Origin of the sequence: Streptomyces sp. NPDC048361, assembly GCF_040651795.1 — a bacterium.
Classification (GTDB): Bacteria; Actinomycetota; Actinomycetes; order Streptomycetales; family Streptomycetaceae; genus Streptomyces.
Window position 1 is genome coordinate 46,899 of the sequence record NZ_JBEZKW010000025.1, and the last position, 11,386, is coordinate 58,284.

Annotated in this window: 8 protein-coding genes; 6 read left to right on the forward strand and 2 right to left on the reverse strand. The window is 71.3% G+C overall.

Annotated features, from left to right (window positions below; translation table 11 throughout):
• Nucleotides 1-191 precede the first annotated feature (191 nt).
• From miaA to hflX, 6 genes are all read left to right on the forward strand, one after another.
• A complete protein-coding gene (miaA, locus tag AB0D31_RS16725; protein WP_362722961.1) occupies nucleotides 192-1,130 on the forward strand; it encodes a tRNA (adenosine(37)-N6)-dimethylallyltransferase MiaA in 939 nt (312 codons plus the stop codon).
• A gap of 266 nt (nucleotides 1,131-1,396) precedes the next feature.
• Nucleotides 1,397-1,816: a hypothetical protein gene (locus AB0D31_RS16730; protein ID WP_362723071.1), complete on the forward strand. Its 420-nt coding sequence runs from the start codon at nucleotides 1,397-1,399 to the stop codon at nucleotides 1,814-1,816.
• A gap of 159 nt (nucleotides 1,817-1,975) precedes the next feature.
• Nucleotides 1,976-2,839, forward strand: a complete 864-nt coding sequence (dapF, locus tag AB0D31_RS16735; RefSeq protein ID WP_362722963.1) for a diaminopimelate epimerase — start codon at nucleotides 1,976-1,978, stop codon at nucleotides 2,837-2,839.
• Nucleotides 2,840-3,166: 327 nt separating this feature from the next.
• Nucleotides 3,167-5,251, forward strand: coding sequence for an HD domain-containing protein (locus AB0D31_RS16740; RefSeq protein ID WP_362722966.1), 2,085 nt, complete (start codon nucleotides 3,167-3,169; stop codon nucleotides 5,249-5,251).
• A gap of 146 nt (nucleotides 5,252-5,397) precedes the next feature.
• Nucleotides 5,398-6,861 carry a M1 family metallopeptidase gene (locus AB0D31_RS16745; protein ID WP_362722969.1) on the forward strand — a complete coding sequence of 488 codons (1,464 nt, stop codon included), beginning with the start codon at nucleotides 5,398-5,400 and terminating at the stop codon, nucleotides 6,859-6,861.
• A gap of 192 nt (nucleotides 6,862-7,053) precedes the next feature.
• The gene (gene hflX / locus AB0D31_RS16750) at nucleotides 7,054-8,556 is read left to right on the forward strand and encodes a GTPase HflX (protein WP_362722971.1); all 1,503 of its coding nucleotides are present in this window, start codon (nucleotides 7,054-7,056) and stop codon (nucleotides 8,554-8,556) included.
• A 178-nt stretch (nucleotides 8,557-8,734) separates the two neighbouring features.
• Here hflX and AB0D31_RS16755 read toward each other — a convergent pair whose 3' ends face one another.
• Nucleotides 8,735-9,904, reverse strand: a complete 1,170-nt coding sequence (locus AB0D31_RS16755; RefSeq protein ID WP_362722974.1) for a hypothetical protein — start codon at nucleotides 9,902-9,904, stop codon at nucleotides 8,735-8,737.
• Nucleotides 9,905-10,096: 192 nt separating this feature from the next.
• Complete coding sequence (locus AB0D31_RS16760) at nucleotides 10,097-11,320, reverse strand: hypothetical protein (RefSeq protein ID WP_362722977.1); 1,224 nt, start codon at nucleotides 11,318-11,320, stop codon at nucleotides 10,097-10,099.
• Nucleotides 11,321-11,386 lie beyond the last annotated feature (66 nt).

The following is an 11,386-nucleotide window of genomic DNA, read 5'->3' on the forward strand; positions in this document are numbered from 1 at the left end:
AACGCCCATATCTACTCCAAAACGTACTCGTGTGGGCGAAATCCCGGGCCGGCCGGAGCGCCTCATTGCGTCGCCCGGCGGCACCGGTCAACAAACCGGCGTTCGGAACCTCGCAACAGGCAACGAAGCCGGCCGCGCCTCGTCACGTAGCTCGTTCGAGGAGAGCCATCGAGGTTTGCGAGACTGTCACCGTGAGAAGTGCAGCTCCCGCACCGCGGGTCATCGCCGTCGTCGGTCCGACCGCGGCCGGAAAGTCCGATCTGGGCGTCTTCCTCGCCCAGCAGCTGGGCGGCGAGGTCGTCAACGCCGACTCCATGCAGCTCTACCGGGGGATGGACATCGGCACCGCCAAGCTGACGCCCGACGAGCGCGGCGGCATCCCGCACCACCTGCTCGACATCTGGGACGTCACGGAACCGGCCAACGTCGCCCTCTACCAGAAGCTCGCCCGCGCCGAGATCGACCGGCTGCTCGCCGAAGGCCGCACCCCCGTCCTCGTCGGCGGCTCCGGCCTCTACGTGCGCGGCGCCATCGACGTACTCGACTTCCCCGGCACCGACCCCGCGGTGCGCGCCCGCCTGGAAGGCGAACTCGACCAGGAGGGCCCCGGCGCCCTGCACAAGCGGCTCGCCGCAGTCGACCCCGAAGCGGCCCGCGTCATCCTGCCCGGCAACGGACGCCGCATCGTGCGCGCCCTCGAAGTGATCGAGATCACCGGGCAGCCGTTCACCGCCAACCTGCCCACCCACGAATCGGTGTACGACACCGTCCAGATCGGCGTCGACGTGGGCCGCCCCGAGCTCGACGAACGGATCACCCTGCGCGTCGACCGCATGTGGGAAGCCGGCCTGATCGACGAGGTACGGGCCCTGGAGGAGCGCGGGCTGCGCGAAGGGCGCACCGCCTCACGCGCTCTCGGCTACCAGCAGGTTCTCGCGGCGTTCGCCGGCGAGTGCACCGAGGACGAGGCGCGCGCCGAAACCGTACGCGCCACCAAGCGCTTCGCGCGCCGCCAGGACTCGTGGTTTCGACGTGATCCCCGTGTCCACTGGTTGAGCGGTGCGACACACGACCGGGCGGAACTCCCGCGCCAGGCGCTGGCGTTGGTCGAACGAGCGGTTACAGCCTGATCACGTGATGGCATCGGGACGCTCCGCCGGTCAATACGGCGCGGTCGCGCGTGCCATCATCAAACGTCGATCCACCAGTGGAGTCCGAGTTGGGAGGGCGCGTGGCGATGGAGGCCGGCCCTCGCGACAGAGAGCAAGGATCGCGGAAGGACACCGCGCCCCCGAGCTCGCCGGACCACGCTTCAGCGGTGCCGGGCCCCTCGCAAGCGGAATCCGCCGCCAAGGACGCGAGCGGCGCCACCCGCGACACGGCGGCGACACCGGCGCTGGGGTCCGCGGTGCTCGGCGCCTCGGGCCTGAGCCCGGACGGGCCGGAGGACGGCTCCATCGGAGCGGTCTCCGACGGCGGTGAGGTCGAAGTCGAACTGCGGCCCCAGCGCCGGCTCAGGATCTGGCAGCTCGCCCCCATCGTGATGCTCGCGGCGCTCGGCTCGCTCATGTTCGCCTTCCCTCTCGCCTTCGAATTCGGCGACGGCGGACCGGTCGTCGCCATGCTCGGCCTGCTCATCAGCTGCTGCGCCGCCGGCTGGGGCATGATGGCCGCTCGCCGCGTCGGCCACACCTGGCCCGGGCTGCCCGGCCGTGGATCGCGCGAACGCCCCGACTGGCGGGTCCTCGCCCTGTACGTGGGCGTCGCCGCCGTACTCGTCGCCCTCGCGGTATGGCGCGTGGCCCGGCTGCGCTGACGCCGCGAACGGGCGCCCGCGCGAAGCCGCGCGTTCGGTGCCCGCGCCGCCAGGCAATGCCACGCGTTCAGTCGCCCCCGCTGCCGCGCACGGCTGCCCCGCCGTCCGGGGACACCACCTGACCGGCCGGATGTCGGTGCGCCCCCGTACGATTGACGCGTGAACACTTCGCCCATCGCCTTCCTCAAGGGCCACGGAACCCAGAACGACTTCGTGATCGTTCCCGACCCGGACAACGCCCTCGACCTGCCCGCGTCCGCCGTCGCACGGCTCTGCGACCGCCGGGCCGGCATCGGGGGCGACGGCCTGCTCCACGTGGTGCGCAGCGCCGCCCACCCCGAGGCGAAGGCCATGGCCGACGAGGCCGAATGGTTCATGGACTACCGCAACGGTGACGGCTCGATCGCCGAGATGTGCGGCAACGGCGTGCGCGTCTTCGCCGGCTACCTGCGCCGCGCCGGCCTCGCAGCCACCGGCGACCTGGCCGTCGCCACCCGCGGCGGTGTCAAGAAGGTGCACATCGCCAAGAGCGGCGACATCACCGTCTCCATGGGGCGCGCCCTGCTCTCCGAAGCCGGCGTCACGGTCACCGTGGACGGCCGCAGCTGGCCCGCCCGCAACGTCAACATGGGCAACCCGCACGCCGTCGCGTTCGTCGCCGACCTCGACCACGCGGGCGAGCTGCGTACAGTGCCGTCCTTCAGCCCGGCGGAGGTCTACCCGGACGGCGTGAACATCGAGTTCGTCGTCGACCGCGGCCCGCGCCACGTGGCGATGCGCGTCCATGAGCGGGGCGCCGGAGAAACCCGCTCCTGCGGCACGGGGGCCTGCGCCGTCGCCGTCGCCGCCGCCCGCAGGGACGGCGCCGACCCGTCGCTCACCGGCACCCCGGCGACCTACACCGTCGATCTCCCCGGCGGAACACTCGTCATCACCGAACACCCGGACGGCGAGATCGAGATGACCGGAGCGGCGGTGATCGTCGCCGAAGGCGTGATCGACCCGGCACTGTTCACGGGCTGAGCGCCGCCACGGCGTAAGCGGGCGGCACCCGCCGCCGGAAGAACCCCGCCGACCGCCACGGCGTACGCGAGCGGCACCCCGCCGCCGAGAGAACCCGCCCGCCGCCGCGTACGCAAACGGCACCCGCCTCCGAAAGTGCCGCCAAGACGTGACGGCACGGGTCGGCGGCGAAACGGGCGTGGCCGAGACCTTCGCTCGAATGGGTGATCCGTTTCACGCTGAGCGAGAGCGGGACTGCGCCACGTGGTGGGCTCGGTAGCATCAAGCACCGGTCCGGAGGGGCAAGCCGGTCCCTCCACCACCGGTCGATGCAGCCGGAGGTGCCCCATGAGCGCAGAGGCCACGAATCCTGGTGCGCAGAGCCGCCGACGCGGCCGCCCCAGGATCGACCTCCGCAGGCTGGGCCGCGCCGCACTGCTCGGCCCCGTCCCGCGCGACCGGCTGCCCGACGCCATCGGCCACGTGGCCGACGCCCACCGCGCCCACCACCCCGACGCGGACCTCGCCGTACTGCACCGCGCCTACGTCCTCGCCGAAACGTCCCACCGCGGCCAGTTCCGCAAGAGCGGCGAGCCCTACATCACGCATCCGCTCGCCGTGACGCTGATCCTCGCCGAACTGGGCGCCGAAACCACCACATTGACCGCCTCCCTCCTCCACGACACCGTGGAGGACACCGACGTGACGCTCGATCAGGTGCGGGCCGAGTTCGGCGAGGAAGTCACCTATCTGGTGGACGGCGTCACCAAACTGGAGAAGGTCGACTACGGCGCCGCCGCCGAACCCGAGACCTTCCGCAAAATGCTCGTCGCCACCGGCAACGACGTACGCGTGATGTCGATCAAACTCGCCGACCGCCTGCACAACATGCGCACCCTCGGCGTGATGCGCCCCGAGAAACAGGCCCGCATCGCCAAGGTCACCCTCGACGTACTGATCCCGCTCGCCGAACGCCTCGGCGTACAGGCCCTCAAGTCGGAACTCGAAGACCTCGTCTTCGCGATCCTGCACCCCGAGGAGTACGAGCACACACGGGCCCTGATCGCCGCCAACTCCGGCACCGCCGACCCCCTCGCCGGCGTCGTCGACGGCGTACGCGCGGTCCTGCGCGAGGCCGGGATCCAGGCCGAAGTCCTCATCCGGCCACGCCACTTCGTCTCCGTGCACCGCGTCCGCCTCAAGCGCGGCGAAATGCGCGGAAGCGACTTCGGCCGGCTCCTCGTGCTGGTGGCCGAGGACGCCGACTGCTACGCCGTCCTCGGCGAACTGCACACCTGCTTCACGCCGGTCGTCTCCGAGTTCAAGGACTTCATCGCCTCACCCAAGTTCAACCTGTACCAGTCGCTCCACACGGCCGTCGTCGGGCCGTCCGGCGAAGTCGCCGAAGTCCTCATCCGTACGCGCCAGATGCACAAGGTCGCCGAAGCCGGCGTCATCGCCCTCGGCAACCCCTACGCCCAAGGACCCGGCGACGGGCCGCAGCAGACCGGCGACGAACGCGAGGACCCCACACGGCCCGGCTGGCTCTCACGCCTCCTTGACTGGCAGCGGAACGCCCCCGACCCCGACACCTTCTGGTCCTCCCTGCGCGAGGAACTGGCGGGCGACAGCGAGATCACGGTGTTCTGCGCCGACGACCGCACCCTGGTCCTGCCCGCCGGGGCCAGCTGCGTCGACGCCGCCTACGCACAGCACGGACCGGCCGCCCACAGCTGTATCGGCGCCCGCGTCAACGGCCGCCTCGCGACACTGAGTACGGTCCTGCACGACGGCGACACCGTGCAGCTCCTGCTCGCCCAGGACACCACCTCAGGGCCCTCCGCCGACTGGCTCGACCACGCCAGGACCCCCAGGGCCCGCATCGCGATCACCGGCTGGCTCGCGGCCAACCCGGAGGGCGTCACGGTGCCCGCCGCCGCACCACGCCCCCAGGTCAACGTCCCCGCCGACCGGCGCGCCGCCGCCAACGCGGTGACCGACCTGCCGGGTGTGACCGTACGCCTCGCGGGTTGCTGCACCCCCGTGCCGCCCGACGCGGTCACCGGGTTCTCGGTGCGCGGCGCGGCGGTGACCGTGCACCGCCGGGAATGTCCGGCCGTGGTGCGGATGCAGGCCGTGGGGCGCGCGCCCGTGGAAGTGCGCTGGGGGGAGGCCGCGGAATGCCGGGTCACCCTGGTCGCCGAGGCCTTCGGGCGCCCCCGGCTGCTCGCCGACCTCACCGAAGCCATCGCCGGCGCCGACGTGGCCGTCATCTCGGCCACCGTGGAACCCCCCAGCGAACAGCGGGTCCGGCACACCTACACCCTCCAACTCCCGGACGCCACAAGGCTGCCCGCCCTCATGCGGACCATGCGCGACGTGGCGGGGGTGTACGACGTGAGCCGGGCACAGCATCCGGCGGCGGCGGGATGACGGCGGCCCGGGGGCGGCGCCCAGGCACTGGCAACTGACAATGTTCAGCATCTGACATCCGTCATCGCACCAGTGACCACCCCCGTTCGGGTGGCCCCCATGCGAGTCGGCACGAACGGGCCCCCTCGCGCTGGTAGCGGTAGGGCATGCCGCTGACCCCGCGCCGCCCCCGCCCCCGCCATCTGCGTGCCGTGCTGCTTGTCGCGGCCGCGGCCTCCCTGGTCGCCGCGGCCCTGCCCGCCGCCGTACCACTCGGCATCGGAGACCCGCTCTTCCCGCACCTGGGCAACCCCGGCTACGACGTGCTCTCGTACGACATCGGCCTCACCTACGCCGGCGACAACAAGAAGCCGCTGGAGGCCGTCACCACCATCGACGCCGTGGCGACGGCCGACCTGGAGCGGATCAACCTCGATTTCGCGCGGGGCACGGTGCACGGCGTCGACGTGAACGGGCACCCGGCCCGGTTCGCCAGTGCCGACGAGGACCTCGTGATCACCCCCGAGCACCCCGTGACCGCGAGCGAACGGCTGCGGATCACCGTGCGGCACACCAGCGTCCCGGACGCCGCGAGCGACGGTGGCTGGGTGCGTACCACCGACGGCCTGGTGATGGCCAACCAGGCGGACGCCGCCCACCGGGTGTTCCCGTGCAACGACCACCCCTCCGACAAGGCGTTCTTCACCTTCCGCGTGACCGCGCCCGCCGATGTGACCGTGGTCGCCAACGGCCTGCCGGCCGCGCGGCGGCGCGAGGGCGGCAGGACCGTCTCCACGTACCGCACCAGCCACCCGATGGCGACCGAGCTGGCCCAGGTGTCGATGGGGCACTCCGCGGTGCTGCACCGGGAGGGACCGCATGGGCTGCCGATCCGCGACGTCGTCCCGGCGGCGGACAAGGCGACGCTCGAACCGTGGCTGGCGAAGACACCCGGCCACATCGCGTGGATGGAGCAGCAGGTCGGCCCGTACCCCTTCGAGACGTACGGGGTGCTGATCGCGGGCGCCGACACGGGTTTCGAGCTGGAGACACAGACCCTGACGCTGTTCGAGCGGTCACTGTTCGTCCAGCCGGGGTTCCCCGAGTGGTACGTCGACTCGGTCATGGTGCACGAGCTGGCGCACCACTGGTTCGGGGACAGCGTCTCGCCGCACGGCTGGTCGGACCTGTGGCTGAACGAGGGGCACGCCACCTGGTACGAGGCGCGGTACGCGGAGGAGTTCGGCAAGCAGCCCATGGAGCGCAGGATGCGCGCCGCCTACGCCCTGTCCGACGGCTGGCGCGCCGCGGGCGGGCCGCCGGCCGCACCCAGGCCGGCCGGGCCGGGGCAGAAGATCGGCATCTTCCGTCCGGTCGTCTACGACGGCAGCGCCCTCGTCCTCTACGCCCTGCGTCAGGAGATCGGGGAGCGCGCCTTCGACCGCCTGGAGCGACGCTGGGTGCGGGACCACCGGGACTCCACCGCGTCGAGCGCCGACTTCGCCGCCCTGGCCTCGGCCGTCGCCGGACGCGATCTGACGGGGTTCTTCCAGGCGTGGCTGTACGGCGAGAAGACCCCGCCGATGCCCGGCCACCCCGACTGGCACAGCCAGGCACCGAAGCACGCCTGACCCCCGCGGGCCGGGGCCGGAAAACCGGGGTGACGGCCCCGCGGGGCCCGTGCGACCATCGTTCCCGTCGGCGGCGCCGCCAGGACCGGATTCCGTACGGGAATCATTTGGGTCCACTACGCGTTGTGACCGACACAGCCGGAACTTCCGTGACAGCCTCCGGTCCGTAATTCCAACGACGTAAAGGATCCAATGACCTCCTCTTCATCCCCTTCCCAGGACGAGCAGAGCTTCGCGGACACGCACCGCACCGAGAGCCTTCGGGCCGATGCCCTGATGGAAGAGGACGTCGCCTGGAGCCACGAGATCGACGGAGCGCGCGACGGCGCCCAGCTGGACCGCTCCGAGCGTGCCGCGCTGCGGCGCGTGGCGGGCCTCTCCACCGAGCTCGAGGACGTCACCGAGGTCGAGTACCGCCAGCTGCGCCTGGAGCGCGTGGTGCTGGTCGGCGTATGGACCACGGGGACGCTTCAGGACGCGGAGAACTCGCTGGCCGAGCTCGCGGCCCTCGCCGAGACGGCGGGTGCCCTGGTGCTCGACGGCGTCTACCAGCGCCGCGACAAGCCCGACCCGGCCACCTACATCGGCTCCGGCAAGGCGCAGGAGCTGCGCGACATCGTCCTGGAGACCGGCGCGGACACGGTGGTCTGCGACGGTGAGCTGAGCCCCGGCCAGCTCATCCACCTCGAAGACGTCGTCAAGGTCAAGGTGGTCGACCGGACCGCGCTGATCCTCGACATCTTCGCGCAGCACGCCAAGTCCCGGGAGGGCAAGGCGCAGGTCTCGCTCGCGCAGATGCAGTACATGCTGCCGCGGCTGCGCGGCTGGGGTCAGTCGCTGTCGCGCCAGATGGGCGGCGGCGGATCCAGCGGTGGTGGCGGTATGGCCACCCGCGGCCCCGGTGAGACCAAGATCGAGACGGACCGCCGGCGGATCCGCGAGAAGATGGCGAAGATGCGCCGTGAGATCGCGGAGATGAAGACGGGCCGCGAGATCAAGCGGCAGGAACGGCGCCGCAACAAGGTGCCGTCGGTCGCCATCGCCGGTTACACCAACGCGGGCAAGTCCTCACTGCTCAACCGCTTCACGGGCGCGGGGGTGCTGGTGGAGAACGCGCTGTTCGCCACCCTCGACCCGACGGTGCGCCGGGCGGAGACGCCCAGCGGGCGGCTCTACACGCTGGTGGACACCGTCGGATTCGTCCGGCACCTGCCGCACCACCTCGTCGAGGCGTTCCGCTCCACGATGGAGGAGGTCGGCGACTCCGACCTGATCCTGCACGTGGTGGACGGATCGCACCCGGCCCCGGAGGAGCAGCTCGCCGCCGTGCGCGAGGTCATCCGTGACGTGGGCGCCGTCCATGTGCCCGAGATCGTGGTGATCAACAAGGCGGACGCGGCGGACCCGCTGGTGCTCCAGCGGCTGCTGCGCGTCGAGCGGCACTCCATCGCGGTCTCGGCCCGCACCGGCGAGGGCATCGAGGAGCTGCTCGCGCTCGTCGACAGCGAACTGCCGCGCCCCGCGATCGAGATCGAGGCGCTGGTGCCGTACACGCACGGGCAGCTGGTCGCCCGGGCGCACGCCGAGGGCGAGGTGATCTCCGAGGAGCATGTGGCGGAGGGCACCGTGCTCAAGGCCCGGGTGCACGAGGTGCTCGCCGCCGAGCTCGCTCCCTATGCGCCGGCCGCACACTGAGCGTCCGTACGGAACAGGACAAGGCCCGCTCCCTCTCGCGAGGCGGCGGGCCTTGTGCCGTACCCGGGGGTACGGGGTGCTGTCAGTGCCGGGGTGTCACCCGCGGCCGGTGCCGGGGTGCTATCGGAGCCCGGGGTGTCACTCGCTCCGGTGACGGGGTGCTATCGGCTCCGGGGTGTCACCGGCCGCCGTACTTCGCGCTCATCGAGTCGAAGAGCGACTTGGCGCCCGCGCCGAGCTGGGGGCCGGCCAGCCAGCCCGAAGTGACCGGGCCGATCGAGGTGTTGGAGACCAGCTGGGCCTTGCCGTCGGGGCCGTTCATGAACCAGCCGCCGCCGGAGGAGCCGCCCGTCATGGTGCAGCCGATGCGGTACATCGGGGGAGTGCCCGGGCTGATCGAGAGCTGGCTGGGACGGTCGACGCACCGGAACATCTGCAGGCCGTCGTAGGGGGGAGCGGCGGGGTAGCCCCACGCGCCCATCGAGGCGACGGACTTGGCCTGCGGGGCGGAGAAGTTGACGGTCAGCGCGTTGCCGACCGTCTCTTCGAGGGACTTGGTGCCGTTCTCCGGCTTCACGTGGAGGACCGCGTAGTCGTAGGGGGCGCCGGTGCCTCCGGTCGGGCCGCCGTCATTGATCCACTCGTTGGACGTCGAGGCCCAGTCGGCCCAGTAGACGCCGTAGGGGGCGATCTCCTCGGGCCGCGCGTTGTTCAGCGCGGCGGCCGACTTCCCCTTGTCGTTGTAGGAGGGGACGAAGGCGATGTTGCGGTACCAGCCGCCGGAGCCGCCCTGGTGCACGCAGTGGCCGGCGGTCCACACCATGTTGGACCTGCCCGGGTGGGCCGGGTCCTTGACGACGGTGCCCGAGCACACCATGGGGCCCTCGGGGGAGTCGAAGAACACCTTGCCGACCGGGGCCGCGTACTGGTGGTAGGGCAGCTTCTCCTGGACGGCCCTGACGGGCGCGGGCACCGGGTCGGAGATGCCCGTACCGCCGTTGACGTCGCCTGCCGCCATGGTCTTCTGCGGGTCCTTGGCGGACTTCATCCGGTCCGGCTTCCACAAACCGTCGATGACCGGGTTGACGAAGTCCTTGGCCTGCCGCAGCCAGGTGCCCTTGTCCCAGTTCTTCCAGCCTCCCTTCTTCCACGTGTCCAGGTCGACGCCGTGCTTCTTGAGGGCGTCGGCCAGGTCCGACGGCGCGGTCGCGCCGCCCCCGGCCGAGGCGGAACTGGCGGCGGACGGCTTGCTGTCGGCGTCGTTCCCGCCCGGACCGCACGCGGTGGCGGTCAGCGCGAGAGCCGCCGCGAGACCGGAAGCGGCCAGCAGCGGACGTATGGATCGCATGAAAACGATTCCCCCTGATGTGCCTGCCGTCGAGGCAGGTTTTGCCATGTACTTGTCAGTACGGTGGGTGCGGAGACCCGCTGCCGCCCACCGTGCGGCCCCCCACTATGCCCGCTCGGCACGAGGGGGCCGAACGGGGGCCCCGGCATTTCACAGGACCCCCGCACGGCGCATACCGCTTGGTGTACTCGCCTACCGCCCGGCGTACTTGGTGCTCACCGAGTCGAAGACGCCCTTGGCCTCCTTGCCGAGGCGCGGGCCGGCCAGCCAGCCCGCGGTGACCGGGCCGATGGAGGTGTTGGAGACGAGCGAGGGCTTGCCGTCCGACCCCGTCGCGATCCAGCCGCCGCCGGAGGAGCCGCCCGTCATGGTGCAGCCCAGGCGGTACATCGTCGGCATGCTCGCCTCAAGCGAAAGCCGGCCGGGCCTGGCCTTGCACTGGTACAGCTTCTGGCCGTCGTAAGGGGGCGCCGCCGGGTAGCCGTTGGCGGTCATGGAGCTGATCTTCGGCACGGCCGGGGCGTTGAAGTCCACCGGCAGCGCGCCGCCGACGGTCTCCTCCAGGGACTTGCCGTTCGAGCCCTTCTCCGGCGTCACGTGCAGCACCGCGAAGTCGTACGGTGCGCCCTGGCCGCCGGTCGGGCCGCCGCCCTCGATCCACTGCTGCGACGTCTGGGCCCAGTCGGCCCAGTAGACGCCGTACGGCGCGATCTGCTGCTTGGTGGCCTTCTGCAACCGGTCCGTCGGCAGATTGGTGTTGTTGTAGGAGGGGACGAAGGCGATGTTGCGGTACCAGCCGCCCTTCGCGCCCGCGTGCACACAGTGCCCGGCCGTCCACACCATGTTGGACTTGCCGGGGTGCGCCGGGTCCTTCACGACGGTCGCCGAGCACACCATCGAACCCTCGGGGCTGTCGAAGAACAACTTGCCGAGCTCCGGCAGGTTCTGGTGGTACGGAGCCTTCACCTGGGCCGCCTTGACGGGCGCCGGCGTCGGGTCCGTGACGCCCTTGTCGCCGGAGATGTCGTTGGGGACGGCCTTCTCCGGCGGCTTCTCCGCCTTGCGCATGCGGTCCGGGTCCCACAGGCCCTGGATGATCGGGTTGATGTAGTCCTTGGCCTCACGCAGCCAGGTGGCACGGTCCCAGTTCCGCCACTCGCCGTTCTTCCACTTGTCCAGGTCGATCCCGTGCTTCTTGAGCTGCTCCTGGACATCGACGGGGATCTGGAACGTGTCGGTGCCACTCGGGGCCACGGACGCCGTCGGCTTGCTGTCGGCGCTGGAGTCGCCGGGTCCGCACGCGGTGGCGGTCAGCGCGAGCGCGGCCGTGAGGCCGAGCGCGGCGAGCACGGGAGAGGCCCCGCGGCGTGCGCTCCTCCCCGTGCGCTCGGCGCTGGACGGGCGTGTCGGTCGCATCTCGAATTCCCCCTGGAACTTCGTCGTCAAAGCGTCTTCGTCTTCCGAACTCATCGACCACGGCCC